General features: G+C 59.1%; 26 protein-coding genes. 4 read left to right on the plus strand and 22 right to left on the minus strand.

Annotation, left to right across the window (positions count from 1 at the left end; all coding sequences use genetic code 11):
* Positions 1-19: 19 nt before the first annotated feature.
* From IEW66_RS06435 to IEW66_RS06465, 7 genes are all read right to left on the minus strand, one after another.
* Positions 20-670, minus strand: a complete 651-nt coding sequence (locus tag IEW66_RS06435; protein WP_188681424.1) for an HAD-IB family phosphatase — start codon at positions 668-670, stop codon at positions 20-22.
* A 31-nt stretch (positions 671-701) separates the two neighbouring features.
* Positions 702-1,184 carry an archaellin/type IV pilin N-terminal domain-containing protein gene (locus IEW66_RS06440; RefSeq protein WP_188681426.1) on the minus strand — a complete coding sequence of 161 codons (483 nt, stop codon included), beginning with the start codon at positions 1,182-1,184 and terminating at the stop codon, positions 702-704.
* 77 nt (positions 1,185-1,261) lie between these two features.
* Positions 1,262-2,050, minus strand: coding sequence for a translation initiation factor eIF-2B alpha/beta/delta subunit family protein (locus IEW66_RS06445; protein ID WP_188681427.1), 789 nt, complete (start codon positions 2,048-2,050; stop codon positions 1,262-1,264).
* Positions 2,050-2,874: an aldose 1-epimerase gene (locus IEW66_RS06450; protein WP_188681428.1), complete on the minus strand. Its 825-nt coding sequence runs from the start codon at positions 2,872-2,874 to the stop codon at positions 2,050-2,052. Before IEW66_RS06450 ends, IEW66_RS06445 begins: the two co-directional genes overlap by 1 nt.
* The gene (locus IEW66_RS06455; RefSeq protein ID WP_188681429.1) at positions 2,871-3,335 is read right to left on the minus strand and encodes a YbhB/YbcL family Raf kinase inhibitor-like protein; all 465 of its coding nucleotides are present in this window, start codon (positions 3,333-3,335) and stop codon (positions 2,871-2,873) included. Before IEW66_RS06455 ends, IEW66_RS06450 begins: the two co-directional genes overlap by 4 nt.
* Positions 3,336-3,367: 32 nt before the next feature.
* On the minus strand, positions 3,368-4,606 hold the full coding sequence (locus IEW66_RS06460) for an MDR family MFS transporter (RefSeq protein ID WP_188681430.1): 1,239 nt from the start codon (positions 4,604-4,606) through the stop codon (positions 3,368-3,370).
* Between the two features lie 188 nt (positions 4,607-4,794).
* Positions 4,795-5,145, minus strand: coding sequence for a RidA family protein (locus tag IEW66_RS06465; RefSeq protein WP_188681431.1), 351 nt, complete (start codon positions 5,143-5,145; stop codon positions 4,795-4,797).
* Between the two features lie 234 nt (positions 5,146-5,379).
* Here IEW66_RS06465 and IEW66_RS06470 point away from each other — a divergent pair, with 234 nt between their 5' ends.
* Complete coding sequence (locus IEW66_RS06470; RefSeq protein ID WP_188681432.1) at positions 5,380-6,804, plus strand: sugar porter family MFS transporter; 1,425 nt, start codon at positions 5,380-5,382, stop codon at positions 6,802-6,804.
* A gap of 1 nt (position 6,805) precedes the next feature.
* Here the strand turns inward: IEW66_RS06470 and IEW66_RS06475 are convergent, their stop codons facing one another.
* A complete protein-coding gene (locus IEW66_RS06475) occupies positions 6,806-7,078 on the minus strand; it encodes a hypothetical protein (protein ID WP_188681433.1) in 273 nt (90 codons plus the stop codon).
* A 46-nt stretch (positions 7,079-7,124) separates the two neighbouring features.
* Between IEW66_RS06475 and IEW66_RS06480 the strand changes: the two genes are divergently transcribed.
* Positions 7,125-7,877, plus strand: coding sequence for a proteasome assembly chaperone family protein (locus IEW66_RS06480; protein WP_229657535.1), 753 nt, complete (start codon positions 7,125-7,127; stop codon positions 7,875-7,877).
* Here the strand turns inward: IEW66_RS06480 and IEW66_RS06485 are convergent.
* The 10 genes from IEW66_RS06485 to IEW66_RS06530 form a co-directional block, all read right to left on the minus strand.
* Positions 7,868-9,019, minus strand: coding sequence for a M20 metallopeptidase family protein (locus IEW66_RS06485; RefSeq protein WP_229657536.1), 1,152 nt, complete (start codon positions 9,017-9,019; stop codon positions 7,868-7,870). The two genes, IEW66_RS06480 and IEW66_RS06485, sit on opposite strands and share 10 nt — an antisense overlap.
* Positions 9,016-10,239: a metal-dependent hydrolase family protein gene (locus IEW66_RS06490; RefSeq protein ID WP_188681434.1), complete on the minus strand. Its 1,224-nt coding sequence runs from the start codon at positions 10,237-10,239 to the stop codon at positions 9,016-9,018. Before IEW66_RS06490 ends, IEW66_RS06485 begins: the two co-directional genes overlap by 4 nt.
* Positions 10,240-10,280: 41 nt before the next feature.
* Positions 10,281-11,051 carry a winged helix-turn-helix transcriptional regulator gene (locus IEW66_RS06495; RefSeq protein WP_188681435.1) on the minus strand — a complete coding sequence of 257 codons (771 nt, stop codon included), beginning with the start codon at positions 11,049-11,051 and terminating at the stop codon, positions 10,281-10,283.
* Between the two features lie 48 nt (positions 11,052-11,099).
* Positions 11,100-11,669, minus strand: coding sequence for a hydrolase (locus IEW66_RS06500; protein ID WP_188681436.1), 570 nt, complete (start codon positions 11,667-11,669; stop codon positions 11,100-11,102).
* Positions 11,670-11,731: 62 nt separating this feature from the next.
* A complete protein-coding gene (locus IEW66_RS06505; RefSeq protein ID WP_188681437.1) occupies positions 11,732-12,325 on the minus strand; it encodes a hypothetical protein in 594 nt (197 codons plus the stop codon).
* 41 nt (positions 12,326-12,366) lie between these two features.
* Positions 12,367-12,885 (minus strand): hypothetical protein, encoded by a 519-nt coding sequence (locus IEW66_RS06510; RefSeq protein WP_229657537.1) that lies wholly within the window; start codon positions 12,883-12,885, stop codon positions 12,367-12,369.
* Positions 12,882-13,169 (minus strand): DUF211 domain-containing protein, encoded by a 288-nt coding sequence (locus tag IEW66_RS06515; protein WP_188681438.1) that lies wholly within the window; start codon positions 13,167-13,169, stop codon positions 12,882-12,884. Before IEW66_RS06515 ends, IEW66_RS06510 begins: the two co-directional genes overlap by 4 nt.
* A gap of 38 nt (positions 13,170-13,207) precedes the next feature.
* Positions 13,208-13,615, minus strand: a complete 408-nt coding sequence (locus IEW66_RS06520) for a hypothetical protein (RefSeq protein WP_188681439.1) — start codon at positions 13,613-13,615, stop codon at positions 13,208-13,210.
* The gene (locus IEW66_RS06525) at positions 13,602-14,045 is read right to left on the minus strand and encodes a hypothetical protein (RefSeq protein WP_188681440.1); all 444 of its coding nucleotides are present in this window, start codon (positions 14,043-14,045) and stop codon (positions 13,602-13,604) included. The genes IEW66_RS06520 and IEW66_RS06525 overlap by 14 nt, the downstream gene beginning before the upstream one ends.
* A 54-nt stretch (positions 14,046-14,099) precedes the next feature.
* Positions 14,100-14,555, minus strand: a complete 456-nt coding sequence (locus IEW66_RS06530; RefSeq protein ID WP_188681441.1) for a hypothetical protein — start codon at positions 14,553-14,555, stop codon at positions 14,100-14,102.
* An 82-nt stretch (positions 14,556-14,637) separates the two neighbouring features.
* On the opposite strand from IEW66_RS06530, the gene IEW66_RS06535 reads away from it, so the two are divergent.
* The gene (locus IEW66_RS06535; protein ID WP_188681442.1) at positions 14,638-16,329 is read left to right on the plus strand and encodes a PHP domain-containing protein; all 1,692 of its coding nucleotides are present in this window, start codon (positions 14,638-14,640) and stop codon (positions 16,327-16,329) included.
* Between the two features lie 55 nt (positions 16,330-16,384).
* On the opposite strand, the gene IEW66_RS06540 is transcribed toward IEW66_RS06535, so the two are convergent.
* Positions 16,385-16,810, minus strand: coding sequence for an NUDIX domain-containing protein (locus tag IEW66_RS06540; RefSeq protein ID WP_188681443.1), 426 nt, complete (start codon positions 16,808-16,810; stop codon positions 16,385-16,387).
* 131 nt (positions 16,811-16,941) lie between these two features.
* Between IEW66_RS06540 and IEW66_RS06545 the strand changes: the two genes are divergently transcribed.
* Entirely contained in the window at positions 16,942-18,207 is a 1,266-nt protein-coding gene (locus IEW66_RS06545; RefSeq protein ID WP_188681444.1) for an MFS transporter, read from the plus strand.
* Here the strand turns inward: IEW66_RS06545 and IEW66_RS06550 are convergent.
* The 3 genes from IEW66_RS06550 to IEW66_RS06560 form a co-directional block, all read right to left on the minus strand.
* Positions 18,194-18,646: an SRPBCC domain-containing protein gene (locus IEW66_RS06550; RefSeq protein WP_188681445.1), complete on the minus strand. Its 453-nt coding sequence runs from the start codon at positions 18,644-18,646 to the stop codon at positions 18,194-18,196. The genes IEW66_RS06545 and IEW66_RS06550 overlap by 14 nt on opposite strands.
* A complete protein-coding gene (locus tag IEW66_RS06555) occupies positions 18,646-19,887 on the minus strand; it encodes an FAD-dependent oxidoreductase (RefSeq protein WP_188681446.1) in 1,242 nt (413 codons plus the stop codon). The genes IEW66_RS06550 and IEW66_RS06555 overlap by 1 nt, the downstream gene beginning before the upstream one ends.
* A gap of 154 nt (positions 19,888-20,041) precedes the next feature.
* The gene (locus IEW66_RS06560) at positions 20,042-21,733 is read right to left on the minus strand and encodes an APC family permease (RefSeq protein WP_229657538.1); all 1,692 of its coding nucleotides are present in this window, start codon (positions 21,731-21,733) and stop codon (positions 20,042-20,044) included.
* Positions 21,734-21,793 lie beyond the last annotated feature (60 nt).

The following is a 21,793-nucleotide window of genomic DNA, read 5'->3' on the forward strand; positions in this document are numbered from 1 at the left end:
CTATTAAATACTCTCCCTTTCACCTGCCGAAGTCCTCTATGGCCTGCACCACAGGGAGGAGAGAGTCTGAATTGATTATGAGCATGCAGCGCTTCCTCACAGCCTCGTCCTTCGGATCAACGGCAATGGAGAGTGCGGACAGTTCGAACATGCCAACGTCCTGCTCCGTATCGCCCACCGAGACCGTCTCGCCCCTGCCTATACCCAGCCTCCTCTGCAGGCCAGCAAGCACAGCAGACTTGTTCTTGGGGTCTACGACCATCCTGCCGTCCGGCACCAGGAAGCCGTCACGGCAGTATATCTCGTTGGCGAAGACATAGTCTGCCCCGTACCGCTCGCCAATCATCCTGGCCAGCCAGAAGATGCCACCCGATATTATGGCAATGGCCGACCCTAGGCTGTGCAGCCTTGAGAATGCTTCCCCGATGTCCCTCCTTAGGGGGATCCCCTGGAGCACGGAGATTATGTCCTGGGCCCTCACCGGCCCCCTGGCGGAGAGCCAGAGCCTGACATCGCTCCTCAGGAACTCCATGTAGTCGATCTCGCCCGCAAGGTACCGCCTGAGGTTCTCGCTGTTGTCCACGCCGAAGTGCTCGTGCACATACTGCCAGCTGCTTATTGACCTCGTGAGGACACCGTCCATGTCAAAGACCGTGAGCCTTGGCCTCATTGACCGAACATGCGTGGTTCATAGATAACTGCTATGGGCTGACGCTGGTTGTCGATATCACCCCGTTCGTCCTGGTGTCTATGAGCTGTATCTCGGAGATGTAAGGGTCCGTGCTCGCCGTTGCCCTGCCGCTAATCGTCATGGCGGTTGTTGCGCCCAGGTAGTCACCGCCCTTCACCGTGATGTTCCAGGTGTTTGCGACGTTGTAGGTCTGGTCGGGTATGAGGTGCGTGATGTATATGGAACCGTTAGCGTCGATGATCCTCATGTCCACTGAGCTGAGCGATATGTTCCCGCTGAACTGGTCCACATAGACTATGTAGAACGCCTGGTCCCCGGCCGAAGAGTTCTGCACCTCCACCGATGCAGTCGGTGTCGTTGCCCCCAGGAGGCTGGTGTAGCCACCCAGTATAGTGTATAGAGTGGCTGCGAGCACAACCGTTATGGCCACCAGGAGTATGGTCGCAATTATGGGCGATACAGCCTCATCATCCTTTGTGATTACCTTCCTCATCTGAACCCCTGCACTGTTACAGACAGTCTAACCTACAGTGCATACTAAAAGGTTGATGCCAGCTGCTCGCTCATGTTTCAGTTTCGCACACCGCTCCGGCGCCAGTCAGTGCCCTTCTCAGTGACCAGATTCCCTATGAGGTGGCTGGGGCATACCTCGAAGTAGACGTTCAGGCAGTCCAGGCCTGGCTCCACCTCCGTGCAGCCCATTTCCCTGAATGCCGGAGGCCTCTCCATGCTATGCTCCCCATCGAACCTCATGGAGGTCCCGATGGCGAGTGTCCCCTTCCCTCTCCCGTTAGCCACCAGGAAGAGCGGCAGAGTCCCTGACTTGTTCACTATCGAGGCGTCAGAGAGTATGGCGTCGCAGCCAGATACCGCCACCTCTGCTCTGGCGACGGCATGCGACACCATCCCGTCCGGGACCACAATGGCCTCCCGGACGCTGCCCCTGAGGCTCCTGCACATCAGGACGCCCTCCCTCATGGGCCTGGATTCCAGGACAAAGACCCTTTTGAGGCCAGAAAGCACCATGGCTTCCCTTACCAGGCTGCTCTGGCTCAGCGTCACAGCGCTATCGTACCGCGAAAGAAGGAGGGATGCGTTCTCCGCAGCCATCCTGTTCTGCTCCCTGACCATGTTAGCGAGCCGCTCAGATGCCTCCCTGGGGCCCTCCTGGGGGCAGAGGTCCAGGAACAGGCGCATGCAGTTGCGCACCATCGCCATGTCGCTGAACGCGGACGCTATCTGAGATGCTCCCCTGGCGGCGGCAGCCGCATCCAGTGCCGAAAGGGCAGAGAGCGCCTTCTCAACTATGACAGAAGCGCCACTGCTCCTGTCCGCCAGCACCTCTTCGACGGTGGCCATCAGAGGACCTCTACGCTGAAGGAGAAGGTGGCGCTGGAACCAGGCCCTAATTCCCTGAGCCCGATGCCGTTGTTGAAGGCGTCCGGCGCGCCTACCATGGGCTCTATGGCCACCGATCCGCCTGGGGCGTACTGGCCGTTGTAGATGACGAAGAAGCGCATTGAACGGCGCCTTATCACGAGATCTCCAGCCTGGGAGCTCAGCCTTATGCTCCCCATCCCCCTGAAGCAGTTGTCCAGGGAGAGCGAGGAGAAGTCCTGGACACCTTCGAAGTCAAAGTGCCTGAACGTCCCGTCAGGGAAGTAGCCCTGCCTGTAGCCCAGGATGTCCGCGCCGCCCACCACCGATATCCTGTAGGGGCCCTTCACAGCAAAGTACGGGTGAAAGCCCGGGCTCAGGGGGAGGGGGATTGCGGATTCGTTCCTGACAGTGAGCCTGCAGAGGAACCTGTTGGACCTCAGGACGAAAGCCAGGTGGACCTGTAGCCTCCCGGGATAGCCAGGGTGCTCGAAATCGGTGTGGAACTCCACCCGGTCACTGTGCTTCGTGGCCTCGAAATCCCTGTCCAGTACAAGGCCGTGTATGCTGTTCTCACCGTCATTCCTAGGCAGCTCGTAGACTCTTTCCCTCCACCTGTAGCTGGCGCCCTTGACCCTGTTGGCGAATGGGAAGAGGAATGCGGATCCACCGTGGGTCTTCTTCCCGTCCCGGGGCGGCACTATGACCTGCCTGCCCCTCAGCACCAGGCTCTCCACCCATGCGCCGGTGCTGTCGTAGACTATGGTGCTGGAGCCCACAGAGAGAGAATCCCTCGTTGGGATCACTCCTGGCCAAACCTGAACATGAAGGAGACCTGCTTCACTATATACCTCTCGATCTCTTTCATCACCTGGGCCTTCAAGAGGCCTGGCTGGAGGTCAGGCATCCTGTTCACTGCGTAGAGGTATACGAAGTACCTGTGCGTGCTCCTGCCTGGCGGACACGGGCCGCCGTAGCCCGTCCTCCCGAAGTCGTTCTTTCCCTGGACCCAGCCGTTTGGGAGGTGCTCTTCCTTCTGCAGACCCTCCGGCACCTCAGATATGCCCTGTGGTATGTTGTAGAGGACCCAGTGAACGAAGGTGCCCCTGGGCGCATCAGGGTCTTCCATGACCAGGACGAATGACTTGGCGGACTGCGGGGGGTCAACCCATTTCACCTGTGGGTTTATGTCCTGCCCCCTGCACGTGTACTTCGGATCAATCTTCTGCCCGTATTTCACCGCAGGGATATCGATGTTGAAGGTCATGTTCCTGTTATCCCCCATCTGGTTAAAAAACTTCATCTGGCCCCCATGGCCCCGCTCTTCGAGGAGGACAGGCGCAGGGTGTAGGAATGTGATGTCGATATATATGCCAGGAAGGTGAGGAGCGAGAGCACCGCAACGGTGAGCCAGAACTCCCATGTGACGGCACGGTAGAAGTAGAGGAGGTAGAGGCCCACTGCGGTGCCAGCAACCCTTCCAGCACTGGTCAGGAGGTTGTACACGCCTATGTACGTGCCCCTGGCTTCCTGTGGCGCTATGTTAGTTATGATTGCCTGTGTCGTAGGGCTCACGAAGTCCTCACCGACCGTTATGATGGCCATGATCGCCAGGAGGAAGCCCAGGCTGTGGAAATGGGTGAGAAGTGCAAAGGAGGCTGCGTAGAAGAGCATGCCGATGCCCCTCCAGAAGACCGCGTTGGATCTCATGGTCATGACGCGCAGGACGAAGAACTGGAGGGCCACCACCAGGAGGCCGTTCATGGAATATATGTAACCGATGTCTATGATGGGCATCCTGTTGAAGTCAAACACATAGAGTGTCAGCGCGGGCCCGTCCTGCCTTATGACAAAGCCCGCCAGAACCCCTATGAGGGAGAAGATGAGCAGGAACCTGTCCCTGCCGAGTACCGTGAGGTCGATCCTCTCCCTCTCCCTGCCGCCGGTGGGCGTGTAGGTCTCAGACATGGTCGAGTAGAGCATTATGACCTCCACCACCGTGGCTACGGAGGCGGAGAGGAACACGTACTGGAAGCCCATCGTTGCAAGGAAGCCGCCCAGCAGAGGGCCAAGGGCGGCACCCACGTTGACGAGCATCCTGACCGCCGTGAAGGCTGAGAGCCTCTGTTCCGGCCTGCTTATATCGGCAACCGAAGCCTGTATGGCTGGGTACTGAAGGGCGTTCACGCATATTGTGCCGAGCCAGGTGAGGACAAGTGAGGCCGCTGGCCATCTGTAGGCCACCTCAAAGTACATGAGGAGGTAGAGGAATATGACAGGCAGGGGCGCATAGATCAGGAAGGCGCGCCTCCCGACCCTGTCTGTCCAGAGGCCAGCGTAGTACTGGACAAGGCTCATAACAGCGGTACCTATGGCCAGTATTATGCCTGACAGGAGGAAAGATATGCCGTAAACGAAAACGAATATCAGGGGGAGGAACAGGAAGGAAGAGACCCTCCCGAGGGAGCGTATCAGCCTGCTGCCCGCTAGCAGCCAGACCCTCCTGTCCAGCCCGCGTAGATTGTATTCATCTTTCATCTGGTTTAATCCAGAGTATTCCGGGTATCTATTTAACTGAATTGGAAAATGGAAACTCCGGGACGGAGACCTTCCTTACCGGACTGACAGGCACCCCGGTTCACATGACCTGGCCGCGGGACCCCTGGCCGCCCTTGGCCGGGATGCCAGCCCTGGCTCCGCACCTGCCCGTCCTTGACCCCTGCCCTTCAGGCCTCCGCTATCACGTCAAGCTCCACCATGACACCCTTTGCGGCGAAGCCCGTTACGACTGTGGTGCGTGCTGGCGGCGCAGATTTGAAGCGTTCGGAGAAGAGTGCGTTCATCTCCTGGAAGCTCGACGGGTCAGAGAGGTATACAGTGACTTTCACAGTCCTGTCCAGCGAGGAGCCAGAGGCCCTCAGTATCTTCTCCACCCTTGAGATGGCATCCTGGAACTGCTCCCTGAAGCTGTTCCCCTGCCCTGTCTGGCCGGACACGAAAACGAGGCCACCGGCGACAACCGCGTGCGAATATGGTCCACCCTTTCCCAGGTCCGGAAGGTCAATGCATTTCTTCATGCCACTGAAATAGGGTCTCTGTTCAAAACACTTTGCAGTGCCCTGGAAACATTTGCTGCCCTGCCGGTGATTCAGCAAACTTTCCTATCCAGTTTAACATTTTGCAAATAAAATAATATCATTGCCTTCATTATACATGATACTGTGCGTCCTCATATACACATCGACTCAATCTGGCCACAAGAGTTATTATAAGTCTTTGTATATTGAACATGGAAGGTGTGTGGTGGAAATATGGAACAGGGTAAGCAGGTAAGTATACAGGACATAATGTCAAGGCTTGACAGGACAAAGGCCACCAGATTCTACTGGCTCCTGACGCTGCTGTCAACCATCGGGGGCTTCCTGTTCGGGTATGACACTTCCAACATAGGCACGGCAATGGTCTTCATGCCAGCCTCGTACCACTCGGGAGCCCTTGTGGAGGGGTACCTGGTATCTGGCGCCTCCCTGGGCGCAGCCATCGGCGCGCTGATCGCGATGGCCCTCACTGACAGGTACGGCAGGAAGTCGATGCTGATATTCGACGCTGCCCTTTACACCGTCGGTGCAGTGCTGTCGGCAGTCACGGTGGACCTTGCCATGCTGCTCATATCGAGGACGCTCATTGGCCTCGCGGTGGGCGCGGATTCAGCAATTGCGACCGCATACATAGCGGAGTATGCTCCGAAGGGTGAGAGGGGGAGCCTGGGCATACTGCAGCAGTGGATGATCACCGTTGGCATCCTGGGCGCATACCTTGTGGGCATGGCAACGCTCTTCTTCGCCCCCGGGCTCGCATACACCGTGGACTGGAGGCTCATGCTGGGAGTTGCGGCCATACCATCGCTCATAGGCCTGGCCTTCAGGTTCATGATGCCGGAATCTCCGAGGTGGCTCCTCCTCAGGGGTGAGAGGAAGAAGGCCCTAGACGCGCTGAACAAGCTGGGCATACAGACAAGCGAACAGGAGCTCAGTGCTGTCAACATACCTGAGGAGAGGAAGAAGTTCACCCTCACAAAGGGCATGAAGAGGGCACTCCTGGTTGCCGGCCTCTTCATGATGTTCCAGCAGATAACCGGCATAAACATACCGTTCTACTACGGCCCCACCGTGATCTCCTCGCTCCACATATTCAGGGCCGGTTCAAGCGTTGTTTACTCACAGGCATATGCAGTGGCGGCCTCATCCATACTAGCCGTGATAAACGTAGCGGCGACCTACATAGGCTTCAGGCTCATAGATAGGCTCGGCAGGAGGTCGCTGGCCCTGACAGGTTACATAGGCATGGCCGTGTTTGGCTTCGTGGGCACGATACTGCTCCTCGAGCACATCCTGATAGGCCTCCTGATAGCCTTTGCGGGCTTCATCATATTCTTCGCCTTCGGCGTTGGTGGCACCGGCTGGATCATACAGGGAGAGTACTTCCCCACAGAGGTCAGGGGCAGGCTCGCAGGCATCGTGGCCTTCATAGACTGGATAGCGAACTTCGCCATCGTGGAGGTCTTCCCACTCCTGCGCATAACCATAGGCCTTGCCTACACCGAAGCGCTCTTCGGCATCCTGTCGGTTGCAGCGTTCATAGTGTTCTACTTCATCATGCCCATGACCAAGGGGAAGTCAGTGGAGGAGATAGCGGAGATGTTCGAGAAGGGCTATTCGGTCAGGGAGAGGGCATGAATCACCTGAGGTCGCTGAAAGCCTCCCTTATGCTCTCTCCCTTTATCATTACGAGCGTCTCAGTTTCCATGTGTGCCCTCAGTGCGTTCAGTGACCTTATGAGGTCCCGCTCTCCTATACCCCTCACGAACATGACTATGTCGTACCTTCCGTACGTGTCGAACTCCTCCGACTCTGCGCCGGCGGCAGATATGGACCTCTTCCATAACCTGTAGGCATCGTACTGTTCCTGTCCCACCGGGCCCCTCCACCTTCCCAGCACAATGCAGTCCATAGGGCCAGCAGTGAAACATTAAATAAGTATCCTATCATGCATTCCTGTGTCCAATTCAGACCACCACTTCTCGACCACGGTTGTGGAACTGGAAAAGCGCGAATACAGGAACCCCCTTGTCATCGGGGGTTTCGTGGGCGGAAGCGTGGCAGGCGTCATGGCCGCCGGTTACATAATCAACGCACTCGGGCTGCACCAGGTTGCCCACCTGAAGTCCCCGCACATACCTCCGGTCGCGGTCTTTGTCGGCGGGAGGCTCAGGCACCCCTTCAGGATCTATGCGAACGACATGAACGACCTGCTCCTCCTAACCTGTGAGGTGCCCATTGAACAGGACGGCCTCTACGAGGTCTCGTCTGCCCTCATGGACTGGCTGTCAGGTGTGGGAGCGAGGGAAATCGTGATTCTTGACGGTATACCAGTCCGGGACATACCGGAGGAGCACCCCATCTTCGGTGTGGCTGACGAGAGGGCCATAGGCGAGCTCTCGAAGCGCGGCATACAGATAGCGCAGACCGCACTTATAACCGGCGTGGGTGGCAGCATCCTGAGCGAGTGCATGGTCAGGGACGTCCCTGGCAGCTCCCTCCTGGTGCCCATGTCGGTGGCCTACCCTGACCCGGAGGGCATCCTCTCCCTCATAGACTCCGTGAACAGGGTCTACGGCCTATCCATATCCACGGAGGCCCTGGAGAACGATGTGAAGAGGATGCACCAGGAGCTGAAGGCCATAGAGAAGAACTACCAGGAGATGGTTGACAGGAGCAGGAAACAGGGTGAGGAGGGGCTCTACGGCTGAGGCCCCATGAGTCTGAGGGCGGTTCCCCTTAGTATCTCTATGCCGTATGCAAGGGCGTCCTCATCCAGGTCGTAGTGAGCGCTGTGCTGCGGTGCGACGATGCCCTTCTCACTGTTTCCCACTCCCAGGAAGAAGAATGCCCCCGGCACCCTCTGCAGGTAGTAGGCGAAGTCTTCGCCCCCCAGGTCGGGTGGAGGGTGCAGCACGTTCTCCCTGCCAAGGATGAGTGATGCCACCTCCTCCACTGTGCGCACCACATCAGGGTTGTTGACCAGCACGGGGTAGCCCTCCTGGTAATCCAGGGAGCATTCCGCGCCAAAGGATCTGCACACCCCTGAAACGACCTCACCCATCCTGCGCCTGACCATATCCCTGACGCCGGTGTCCAGCGTCCTGACAGTCCCGGTCATCTCCACCTTCTCCGCGATGATGTTGTACCTGTCCCCTCCCCTGACCGTGCCGACTGTAACCACCGCCGCGGCCTGCGGGTCAACGTTCCTGGACACGATGGTCTGGAGTGCCTGCACAAGGTACGAGGCCACAACGATGGCGTCCACAGTCTCGTGTGGCGCAGAGCCGTGGCCGCCTTTCCCCCTCACAAGGACCGAGAACTGGTCGGCATTGGCCATCATGGGGCCCGGGTATACTGCCACAGTGCCCCTGGGGAACCTGCTCATCACATGGAGGCCCAGGACGAAGTCCACGCCATCCAAGAGACCAGCCCTTATCATCTCCACCGCACCTCCCGGCGGGCTCTCCTCTGCCGGCTGGAAGAACACCCTGACCCTGCCCCTGAAGTGCCTGTCCCCGGCAAAGGAGCGGGCCACAGCCAGCGCTATGGCCATGTGTGCGTCGTGGCCACAGGCGTGCATTACACCTTCGTTCCTGGAACTGAACGGCAGGCCAGTGTCCTCGTGCACCGGAAGCGCGTCCATGTCTGCCCTTATGGCCACCGTCCTTCCCGGCAGTTCGCCCTCAATGTCCGCGTACACTCCGGTGCCCGCGACCCTCACGGGCCTCAGGCCCATTGAGGAGAGCTCCCTCTCGATCCTCTCCGCTGTCCTGTGCTCCCTGAAGCTCAGCTCTGGGTTCTCGTGGAAGTACCTCCTCATCCTCACCGCATAATCATAGAGGCCTGTCAAAGCGCAACACCCCTTTCCTTATCCACCAGCACGCTGCCACCCTTCATTACAAACGACACCCTTTCGATATCCCCTATCCTGGTTAAGGGGGACCCGTCAACAGCGATTATGTCGGCGGGCTCGCCAGGGGCTATGAGGCCTCCCCTTATGCCCAGGGCCCTTGCGTTGTATGTGGCGGCCCTGAGGATGTAATCGTTCGGCAGGCCGCACAGCTCGTGCATCAGGACGAGTTCCATGTGGTTCCTGCCTATGTCGATTTCCCTTCCGGTCTCCATCCCCAGGTCAGTGCCGCAGAGGATGTTTATGCCCATCCTGTGGGCCAGAGGGAGTACCCTTATTATGCCGTCCCTCACCTCGCCTATCTTCTCCAGGCCCCATGTGTCGATACCGATCTCCTTCCCGTGCTTCCATATCAGCTGCTGTATGGACAGAGTCGGCGTCAGCGAAACATCCCTCTCCTTCATAATGGCAAGCGTCCTTTCCGAGAGGAGCGTCCCGTGCTCGATGCTCTTCACCCCGGCGAGCACCGCATTCAGGGCACCCTGATCGCCGTGTGCATGCGCAGCCACATACTTCCCAGCCCTGGATGCCTCACCCACTATGGCGCCCAGCTCCTCCGGGGTGAACTGTGGGCTCTCAGGCCTGTCCCTCTCCGACAGGACGCCACCGGTGGCGAATACCTTGATGAAGTCCGCCCCAGACCTGAGGACAAGCCTGGCCTTCCTCATGCACTCGTCACTGCCGTCACAGAACTCTGCCATGCCCCTCTCGACAGACCATGAGAGCGGTATGGAGTGGGAGAACTCCCCGTGCCCGAACGTCTGGCTCAGCGGTCTTCCTGCAGCGTACACCCTCGGGCCAGTGATGCTGCCCTCTGCTATGGCATCCCTCAGCGGAATTGCCAGTTCCTCTCCGCAGTCCCGGACCGTGGTGAAGCCATCGGAGAGGAGGCGCCTGCACCAGCCCGGGAGCCGGAGGAGCCTGAGCCTGGGGTCTGTCATCAGGTACTCCTTCGTGAGCCCGCCGCCCCTGGAGCCGCTCAGGTGGATGTGGGCATCGACCATGCCAGGCATCATGAAGCGGTCTCCGAGGTCGATGACACTGTCTCCCCTGAGGCCGTTGCCCGTCTCCACTATCGTGCCGCCCTCCACAGCCACCTCCCTGAAGGCCTCGGTCCGCAGGCCGCTGAAGACCGTCCTGGCCCTGATAACTGTCCGCATGACACATGCATGGCCCATGGGCCTAAAAAATTACCACTCCCCTAGAAGAACTGGTAGTCGAAGATGACCATCGTCTCCGCCCCAGGGTCGATCCTCCTGGCCCTCTCTATTATGCCCTTGGCGGTGGGCAGGTTCTCGACGAAGAAGACCAGTATCCCGGAACGCTCATCGTTTATGGCAAATACCAGGCCCTCGTTGAAGGCACCGGAGATCTGTGGCATGTTCTCAGTGAATATTGAGAAGAGCACGCCGTCAGTCTTTGAGAGGTCGATGAGCGGTACCACCTCTATCAGGTGCCTGGAGAAGAGGGTGTTGAGCCTCCTCTTCACGGTGTTGTACGGTATGCCCAGGTCCTCCGAGACCTTCGCTGTGGGCACCCTGGGGTCATTTCTCAGGTATTCGACAACCTGCCTGTCGATGCTGTTCGGCATATAAGGCTGGCCGGAGGGCGGCACGTACCTCATGATGGGCTGGCCGTAGCGCTCCGAATACCTCCTGAGGGTGTCCTGCATCTCCGATGCGTCCCTGACACGGAAGCCGATCACTGTGGCCTTTTCCAGGCACCTGAAGTACTTGGTGACCTTCCCATCCGGGCTTATGTCGCCGTTGAAGGCGGCGAAGAACTCACCCTCCCCGTAGAACTTAGGTGTCACGTGAAGCTTGAACCCCCTGACCACACCCTCTGACATGAGGCGGTTGAGCCTGTAGTTCAGTGCCTGGGCAGATATTCCGAGATTCTCGGCCATCTGCCTCTGCGTTGTCCTCCCGTCCCTCAGGAGCTGCGATAGGATGCCCTTGTCTATCCTGTCCATTCATTGAATGAGTTATTCGTTGTAATTAATATTAACGCACTTCCCCAGTCACCTGAGGGCCTCAAGTATCTCAGAGGTCTTCCTGACCAGGCCCATCCTCCTGAATATATACTCCACTGCAACCCTATGGCTCTCCTCAGAAACGTCGCTCATGGCGTCCTCCGCGAAAATTATCTGGAAGCCGTACTCATAACCGAACCTGGCGGTGCTCTCCACGCCGTAAGAAGTTGCTATTCCTCCGAGTACGAAGGTGTCTATGCCCCTCCTCCTCATCTGGAGCTCCAGCTCCGTGCCGTAGAAGGCGCCCCACTGCCTCTTCACGATCTCTATGTCCTTCTCGCTCCTGTTCAGTTCTGGCACGAACTCGGCCCAGTCCCTCGGCACCTGTCCCGTTCCACCCAGCTGCGCATCTGTCTTCGGCCTCAGTGCCACCTCCGGGGGAGCGACCACATGTACCAGGAAAACGGGCATCCCCGCTCTCCTGAAGGCATCTGCCAGAGATGCCGCGTTCCTTATGACATCCTTCGCGCTGTATGGCTTCGTCTGCATCGCCGCTATTCCCTTCTGCAGGTCTATGAGCACCAGTGCCGTCCTCTTCCTGTCAACCTCAAGGGCCATGGATGTACATGCCTGGTATGGAGATAAAGGAGGCGGTGCCCCAAAAATATGTCATGTCTCAATTAAATGAACTCGCTCTCCGTCTCCTCGAACCTCAGGTGTATTGCTTTCGACGCGCTGTCCACATCGAGTAGCACCATGGCTATCACGATTGCGAATATCACCGTTCCACCGAAAAATATGCCTGCGAGCAGCGAGAGAGTCCTGCTAGAGCCACCGACGTAGTAGAGGCCTATCAGGAGGTAACCGGACGCGGATATGGTTATGCCGTATATAAGGAGGGTTCTGACGACCCATTTTATGCCGTTCCTAACCCTGTCCAGGTAGAGGGACGCCTCCGCGGCCCGCCTCAGGGACGGCACGAGGTCTACGATCCCTGACTTGACTTCGCCTGCAGCACTCTCTATCTCCTCCCTGCCCAGGTTCACGCCCATGCTCACCAGTGCCCTGGCCCTGCTTGCCTCCATTGCGCTCCTGGAGGCGAGGAATGTGAAGATCTCCTTGGAGAGGTGCTTTGCGGAGATGTCCTCTATCTCGGAGGCCTTCCTGTTAAGCGTTGAGAGCACCTTTCCAAGGGATTTCCTGGACACGTACGATGCTATGACAGAAAAGAGGAGTATGAGGCCAGGGATGACCGGGAGCAGTAACACACGCAACAGCATGGCTGGGCTTAAAAAACTTCACACGCTCTGCACTCTCATGTTATGTGGAGTGCCATGCCCACCAGTGCCATGAGGATGCCCAGGGCCAGCATGCCCGTGGGCCATGTTATGTAGGAGCCGGATACGGCCCTGGCCAGGCCGATGCCAAGCAGCACCAGGGACACAAAGGCCGCAAGGAACGGGGCATAAGGGCTCAGGGTGAACGCAGCGGCGGCCAGGGGTATGAGGGCGCCTGTGAACCCAGATACGCCGGATGCGGATGTGCCAGTTATGGCCTCCACCAGGATCGAGCGGCCGAGCCTTGTCCTCAGGAGGAATGATGGCGACGGGTACCCCAGCTGCCTTGAGGACCTTGAGAGCTCGTTCCTCAGCCTTGAGTACTCCGCCACGAAGAAGCTGAACATGCCAACGATTGCGGAGCCCGCGGCCACCCGGAGGGCAAAGTAAGCGCTCACCGACGATGGCTCGGCCATCCTTGAAGCGGCTATCATCAGCGATGTTATTATGCCGTCGGACAGGCCTATGGTCACTGGAAAGAGCAGTCTGGGCCTCAATCCCTGGTCTTCTTGGTGTTCTCAATCAGCCTCTTGCCCACAGCGATCTCGTCCACTGAGTGCACCGCGGAGCCGGTGTCCTCTATGGTCTCTATGAGCCTCTCGAAGTCTATGTCCTCCCCCTCAACAGTTATGCTGGTCCCCATTGTCTCCATGTCCATCTCCGTGACCAGTATGTTCACTGCGTCCACGCCCGGCACAGCCTCTATCGCCCTGGCCAGTTCAACCAGTGTGGGCCTTATCAGGCCCTTGTCGACGTCCAGCACCACTCTCCTTATGCCCAATGCTGATCACATCCGCATGTGGTGAACAGTAATCTATCTTACTCACTCCCGGCCCCGCCTGCCACACCCCCGCCCTTTGCCCTGCGGCCCAGCAGGAACATCACCACGTACACTGCGGGGAGGGCGTAGAAGCCCACCACCATGGTTATGTCTGCGGCGCTTATGAATGGCCCCGTGCCGAAAGCAGCCAGGGCCCTGATATGCGCAGGGTTCGTCGACACCGCCATGCCAGCGAAGGCGAGGGCGAAGGCCGCCCATGCTGCCTTTCTGGAGCCGAGGGCCACAAGGAAGCCGACCACCATGAGAGCTGTGGCGGCTGTATATGTGGCCACTGTGAGGTAAAGGGGCACCATGTGCCTGTACCTCATCACAGCAGCTCCCGCAGATATCACCACTGCCGAGGCGAAGACCGGTACGGCGAGGGCGTGTCCCCTAGAGTTCCACACGGACGAGCCACTCCTTGTACGACTGCACGGTGCTCACCTGCAGGCCCCTTGACCTGATCCTCTCTGCAAGCTCGTTGGCCTCGCTCTCCGTGTTGCACCTGAATACGATTGCATCATAGCCCACGTCCGGCATTAGGTTCCTCTGCCCAAGGATGGGCCTCATGAGCTCCACGTCCTTCAGGAACCTGTCCCTGTCCACCTTCATGGCCCCCCTCTCTATCCTCTTCAGGCCCTGGTCGACGATCCTCTCGTACACAATGCTCTCCACTTTCCTGTTTATCTGCTCCTGGTCAACGTAAGTTGCACCGCTTATGACCAGGTACAGGCCAGGGATCATTATGACGAGGTAGAAGAAGTCCCTGTACACGACATACAGGGCCGCTGAAAGGACGATAAGGAGGAGACCCGAGAGGAGGTAGTTGAGCCTCAACAGCATCTTAATGCAAAATAAAGTTAAAATTATATCGGATTCCGAAACGCGCGCTCATACTGCGGATACTGCCATGAGCACGAGGGTTATGAGGGCGGTGATGGCCATGGCCCATGAATAGGCCCTTATCCTCCCGATCTCCCTGGCGTATCCGGAAGGCTCCGACCTCCTCAGGGCCCTGATTCCCCTCATGAGCATGCCCTCCCCGAAGCCGCCGTAGGCCACAAACGCCAGCACTATCCCTATCAGGAGGGCAACGCCAGCGGCCGACGAGAAGCTGGGGAGCTTCCCCGTCACAGCGTCAACAACCAGGGCCGCTATGCCGAGTATTATGGCTATGCCCCCGGTGCCCCTGGACACCATGGACAGGGTGAGGAGGAGCCTGAAGTGAGACTGCTCCTTTATCTGCCCCGCCCTGGACTTCAGCGATGTGCTGTAGAAGCCCAGGGCGAGGGCCACCACCACCCATATGGCCCCGAATGCACCGTGAACAGCTGTCAGTGCCTGCATGCGCTGGGATTTGGGGCCTGCTCTTAAGGCTTCCCCATGGCCTGAATGGTACCTTTTAAGTGCGGCCCCCGCATGGCATGGCGTGAAGAACGCCGAGCTTGCTGATATCTTCATGGACCTGGCGGACATGGAGGAGGTGGAGGGCAACAGGTGGCAGTCCCTGGCGTACAGGAGAGTAGCAACCGCCCTGGCAGACCTTAGCGAGGACATAGAGGAGGTATGGAGGGAGGGCAGGCTCAGGGAGATAGAGGGCGTGGGGGAGGCCATAGAGAAGAAGATAGACGAGTACCTGCGCACCGGTAGGATGCGGAAGTACGAGGAGATGAGGAAGAAGTACCCCGAGGACTTCAGGACGCTGAGGGCCATCCAGGGCCTGGGGCCCAGGAAGATACACGCACTCTACACCGGCGCGGGCATAAGGGACCTGGAAACCCTGAAGAAGGCAATAGAGGAGCACAGGGTAGCCCTGGTGCCCGGGTTCGGCCAGAAGAGCGAGGAGAAGCTGGCGAAGGCACTCCAGTACTACATGTCAACGTCTGCGGGCAGGCTCCTGCTCGCACAGGCCCACGCACTAGCAACGGAGATCCTGGAGGCCATGCGCTCCTCCGGCCTCTTCGAGAGAATCGAGGTGGCCGGTTCGGTGAGGAGGAGGAAGGAGACCGTCGGTGACCTGGACTTCCTGTGCATCTCGGCCGACGTCCCTGGAGCCACAAGGTTCTTCTCTTCCCTGCCACAGGTCAGTGGCGTCGTGAACTCTGGCGAGAGGAAGGGAACCTGGATGCTCAGGGCGGGGATCACCTGCGACCTGAGGTTCATAGACAGGGGGAGCTTCGGTGCCGCCCTGCAGTACTTCACTGGCAGCAAGTCCCATAACATAGCCCTCAGGAACCTGGCCATATCCAAGGGCCTGAAGCTCAACGAGTACGGCCTGTTCAGGGGCGACGAACCAATCGCGGGGAGCGATGAGGAAGGCATCTACAGGGCACTCGGGCTCGAATACATCGTCCCGGAGCTGCGCGAGGGTACCGGTGAAATAGAGGCTGCCCAGTCCCACTCACTTCCCATGCTCGTGGAAGGAAACGGGATCCTGGGAGACCTGCACCTGCACTCCGACTGGAGCGACGGCAGGGACAGCCTGGAGGCCATGGTCAGCGCGGCGGCCAGCATGGGCTACAGGTACGTCTGTGTGACCGACCACAGCGCCTCGCTGAGGGTGGCCAGGGGCCTGGACGCTGCCAGGTTCAGGGATAGGCGCGTCCAGCTGGACATGCTCTCAGAGAAATACGGTATAACTGTTCTGGACGGCGTGGAGGCGGAGATAATGCCCGACGGCTCCATGGACCCGGAGGTGAGGGGTTACAGGGACTTCGACTTCGTGGTCGCGTCCATGCACCAGTGGGTCTCAGACGACGCCTCAGAGAACACGGCACGCCTGATAAGGGCGATAGACGGGGGCTGGCCCAGCACCATAGGCCACCCAACCGGCAGGCTGATAGGCACCAGGGAACAGTTCAGAATGGAGTGGGGGGAGGTCTTCAGGGCATGTAGGGACAAGGGCGTCGCACTTGAGATAAACGGCACACCGCACAGGTCAGACCTGCCCTGGGACCTCGTGCTCCAGGCCCGGAAGGCCGGCGTCCGCTTCAGCCTGGGCAGTGACGCACACAGCACCTCTGAGATGCGCAATATGACCTACGCTGTCTGGATAGCCAGGAGGGGGTGGCTCACGCCGTCGCATGTCCTGAACACCTCCATGGTCGGGAGGCGCCAGTAGGTGACGTGGCCTTCATCTATCCTGGAGGTGCACCCTTGCGATCCACTCCACCCGGTCACCGGCCGAGAACCTCTGCCCTTCTAACCGCGTCCCTGTGCAGCGGCCACCTCAGGAGGGAAAATGCCTCCTCTACGCTGCACCACCTGCACTCTGTGTGCTCCCTCTCAGGGTTCCTGGATATGTCCGGTACGCATCCCGGGCCCACGCCTACAGCGTACACAGATTCTGTGAACCTTGCCCCGTTCTTCTCGTAATCGTAGGTGAAGAGGAGCCTGGGACCGTAGACAACGCATCCTGCACCGAGGGAGGCCTCCTCGGCCAGCTCCCTCATGAGCGCGTCGGTGTCGGTCTCGCCCTCCTCAACATTGCAGGTCATGTTCTCCCAGTAGCCTCCCTTGGCGGGCACGTAGTGGAATAGAAGGAACTCCCTCCTGCCGGTGTCCCTGAATATAACCGCCTGTACCTTTCTCCCTGTTGGCATGCATGCGTATCGCTGCGCTGCATTTATATGGCTTCTCCCAGGGGTGCCACCAGCGCGGGCCTTGCGGTTGCCCCGCGGGGGAAGTAATAAATATTGGCTATGACTGAAGTGCCCTTAACACCTGGTCCAGGATGAAGAACGAGACCATAATAAACCTCAGGTACTTCGCTGTGGCATTCGGCGCGAACACTGCGTCTTCCTTCGTGGGCGTCTTCGGCGTCCTCCTGGGGGCCTCTGCCTTCGAGATGGGCCTCCTGCAGGCACTGTCCAACGCCATATCCAATGCGAGCCAGATATTCTGGGGGAGGCTCAGCGACCGCTACGGCCTGAGGAGGCCATGGCTTGTCGGTGCGAGTGTTGTCATGGCCGGCCTCTGGCTCGCGATGGGCTTCGTGGAGGGCCCGTACCAGCTTATCCTGCTTTACTCGAGCATAGCGCTCACCTCATCCGTCATATCGGTGAACTGGTTCTCCCTCCTCGCAGACCTCACGAGCTCGGGCAGCAGGGGCTCCTTCCTCGCCAGACTCCAGAACATCTCCTCCTTCGGCAACCTGGCCAGCCTACTCCTCATGGCGTTCATACTGCACGGTGACAGCAGGTCGCAGCTCATAATACCGTTCTCACTCGGATCCGCTGCATACGTTGCCTCCGCGGTGCTCCTCTCAAGGATCGTGGAGGTGAAGAAGGAGAGCAGGCTCAGCGGCTCCTTCGTGAAGGGCGTCAGGGAGGCCAGGGCAAACAGTGCCTTCTTCAGGTACATGACGAGCATGCTTGCCCAGGGGTTCTTCTGGTCCATGGCCTGGCCCATATTCCCGATAACCGTGGTGGCCGTCAGGGGCTTCGACCTACCCGAGGTCTCTGCCCTCACAGCAATGAACATATTTGCCGCTGTGGCCGTGCAGCGCTACCTCGGCCGTCTGGCCGACAGGTTCAACAGGGTGCCCCTGATCTTCCTGAACAGGCTCATGCTCGGCGCGATTCCCCTGATGTACGCGTTCTTCTTCAACTTCGACGAGTTCCTTGTAATGGAGGCCTACAGTGGCGTGGCCTCAGCGCTCCAGAACGTTGTCATGAACTCCTACCTCATGGACCTCCTCCCTGAGGGGAAGAGGGCGGAGTATGTGTCGATAATGAACGGCTTCAACGGCATAGTCTACCTCTTCGGCTCCCTGGCAGGGGGTTTCCTCCTGCAGTACCTCGAGGGCACAATGCCGCTTGCCAGGGCGGTATCACTCTCGCTCACACTGATATCGGCCGGGAGGTTCGCCACCTCTTTCCTCTTCCTCAGGCTGAAGGAGCCCGAGAACAGGGGGAGGAGGGGGATCCCCATCTTCTCCGTGCTCCTTAGGCTGGTGAGGCCGGGCCTGCCATCCGGCAGTTCTGTCAGGGAGAGGTGAGCCTCTCCCCTATGCACCTTATCACCTTATCCACGTTGGCCTCGGTCACCTCAAGGAGCCTCTCCTGCCCCAGCATCCTGCCCAGGAGGCCGAAGTCGATCTCGGCTGTCCAGGAGACCTCCGAGCCCTCGGCGGATGGGCTCACCTGCAGTGAGAGGGATAGGTTAAGCGAGGCCCCGGCCACCCGCCCCTGTATCCTGTACCCTATGGCATCGCCCTGGAGTGGGCCCTCAATGGACATCTTCCCTGACAGCTTTGTGAGGTAGCCGGAATCGATGCCCGCTGTGTCCAGCCTGACCCTGCAGACCACCCTCTCATTCTGCCTCTCGCAGCCTGACACGCCTGGCAGGCATGAGGAGAGGCGCTCAGGGTCAGAGAGCAGTTTCCCTGCGACATCCGGGCTTACCTTCATAGTGAACCTTCCGGAGAGTCCGGGCATCAGTCCATCAGCCTCCTGGAGAGCAGGAAGGCCAGCGCTGGCATGAGCCTCTCCTGGTCTGTCGATCCGAAGTGCAGGAGGAGTGAATCGACTGCCCTGTCACCTCCCCTGAATGACAGGAACCTCTCGTAGGTGGTGTTGAAGTCAAACTCAACATCTTTCACATGGAAGCCGGAGTACTCGGACGCATGCCTCGCAGCCTCGTAGCCCACCAGGCGGCCTGTGGTGAATTTGCCGCCGAGCACGCTGAGGAAGCCGGGGAGGCCAGAGGTCCCGTGGTCGATGATGGCGAAGCTCCTGGTCGCCTTTCTCGGGTCGTCACTGGACCTTATCAGTGGCCTCACAGACGAATATATCCTCTTGTACTGCATGGCACCTATTACCGGCACCATCCTCTTTGCCTCGTCGAGCATCATAGCCACGTCCTCCTCATGGACCTTGAAGTTGTCCGGGTCCTCTATGACCGTGGCTATGGTGCCCACAACGGACACCTCACCGTAAGGCAGCACTATGTCCCCATCGGACGGTTCCCTCATCCTGTTTATGACGCTGTTCACGTACCTGCCGCCGTACACTACCATCGAGCCTGCTGTGGGTGCCAGGGGGAAGTCCTCTATGCCCGATGCCTTCAGTATGGGCATGCTGTAGGGCCCGGTGGTGTTGACCACCACACTGTACCTGTCCCTGCCCTTCTCGCTCTCCACCTCCAGCGACCCGTCCCTACTGGCCACCCTCCTGACGCCGTTGAAGAGGCTGAACTGCACCCCCGCCATCCTTGCCTCCATTGCAACCGCTGCGCAGAACTCAAAGCCGTGTATCACAGCGTCTGGCACCAGGAGCGCCCTCCTCACCTCCCTGGATAGGTAAGCCTCCCTCCTGAGCAGCTCCTCAGGGTCCATTTCCTGGGCCTCTATGCCGGCTTCAGCGCAGGCCTTCCGCAGGCTGTCCCCGTACTCCTCGTCCTCACCGTCCAGGGCCACGAAGTAACCGCCCGTGTCGTCGATGAACCTCCAGGCCTCCCTCCTCAGCCTCATGTTCTCGGTTATGCACTCCCTGGCAGACACCGGGTCGTTCACCGCATACCTGGCGCCGCTGTGCAGCATGCCGTGGAACCTGCCAGAGGTACCGGAGCATATGTCGGACCTGTCGTAGACAGTGACGTCCATGCCAGCCAGAGAGAGGTAAAGCGAGGTGAAAAGACCCGTTATGCCAGCCCCTATAACCGCTGCCCTGCCGTCCATGCCTTACTGGATCGCCTCTGTGGATATATTACATGGCACATGGGCTCCCGGCATGGCCATGCTTGGCCATGGGCCCAGGTGGTGGATCGCGCTCACCCACAGCGCCACCGTGAAAATGGTATGGAAAAATGTTGTTCCGGGGGGAGGTGCAGCCTCATGCCTCGGGGGACTCCACTGTCCCCGGCGTCCCTTTAGGTTCATCCGCAGGTGCCCTGGCGATCATCTGCGGCAGGTCCCTTATCGCCTTCCTCGGTGCGCTGACCTGCGATATCACCCAGAAGACTGCCGAGTAGACTATGACAGCCAGGACATCGTACGGGAAGGGAATCGTGCCTGTGCCGCCAGTCTGCAGGCCCCCAAACCTGGATAGGGCTATTAGGCCTGCTATGTACACTGGGATCCAGGCCGAGTGCCTCAGCCCTATACCCTTCCACCTTAGCCTGTAGGCGTGGTAGAGGAACACCAGGCTGCCACCCAGGGTCACTCCCAGGGCGTAGAGCGTGACAGGCCATGTGGCCCAGTATATGAGAAGCGATGCGGAAACGAATGCAACCAGCGACCACGCAGTTGCCGCAGGTATCCTGAATGGCCTCTCCACATCGGGGTAGATCTTCCTGAGCACCGGGACGCTGGCGTTCACTATGGCGAAGTTCACCGCGCCCGCAACGACCACGAAGTCCACCAGTGTGTACCACCTGGGGTACGGCACTATGAAGACAACTGCCAGCACCGAGGCCAGGACGATCGCGGCTATGGGCGCGCCCCTCCTGTTAGTTATGCCGAGGAGCCCCGGGAGCGAGCCCTCCTTTGAGTAACCGTAGATTATCCTGGCTGCACCCGTGAGGTCTGTGCCGAAGGTGCCCAGCGGCGAGTATATGGCGAAGAGGAGTGCGAGGACTATGAGGCCGGACAGGAACAGCGCCGCGCCGCCGAATACCGTTGTGTGCAGGGCCTCCTTCATCAGGTCCGCAAGGGGCGATGTCAGTGAGGCAACAGCGGCCCAGTCACCGGGCCCTGTTGAGTTCGGCACAAGTGCGAAGTCGACAGCACCCACTATCACTATGGCCATGAGCACGTAGAGCACGCTCTGTATGATAAGCGTGAGGAGCACGGCCCTGGGCACGTTCCTCTTCGGGTTCCTGATCTCGCCAGCCATGTCAGCGACCTGCCTGTAGCCACCGAAGGAGAAGAGTATCCCGGTGGCGGGTATGGCGATGAATATGCCCGGTATGCCCGTCTTCGGGTCGAAGTAGGGCGGTGAGAGGCTGAAGTTCGATGGGTGGAAGATCATCAGTGGAACCGCTATGATGAATATCACAACGGCACCGACCTTGAGCCATGTGAGCACGGTGTTGAACCTGGCATATGTGCCAACGCCTATTATGTTGAGGACAGCGAACAGCACTGTGAGGCCTATGGAGAGGAGAACGCCCTCTGTGGTAAGTACGCCCGTCTTCAAGTTGAATAGTGATGGCACATAGTATGCGGCGTAGGTAGAGACCGCAATGGCTTCTATGGGCGGTATCATCACGGTCCAGACAAGCAGGCCCCACCCACCCATGAAGCCACCGTACTCGCCGAAGGCGTAGTAGGAGATCCTGGCGCTTATCCCGGCCCTGGGGGCCATGGAAGAGATCTCAGCGTAGGGTATGGTGACAATTGCGATCAGCACTGCCGCAACGATCCACGAGAAAACGACAGCGCCACCTGCGTATTCTGTGCCACCTGCCGCTGCGAAGAGTATGCCTGAGCCTATTGCACTGCCAACGCCGAAGAGCACGGCATCGTGCAGTGTCATCTTCCTCAGCAGGGTGCCGCCCTTTTCCACTTCGGTATTTTCCGTCACATTTTCTAGTACATATGGTTAAATATATAAACGTGCTGATGTGCGCAGTTAACCTCCTGG

It is taken from the genome of Thermogymnomonas acidicola (assembly GCF_014646795.1).
In the GTDB taxonomy this organism is placed as follows: Archaea; Thermoplasmatota; Thermoplasmata; order Thermoplasmatales; family Thermoplasmataceae; genus Thermogymnomonas; species Thermogymnomonas acidicola.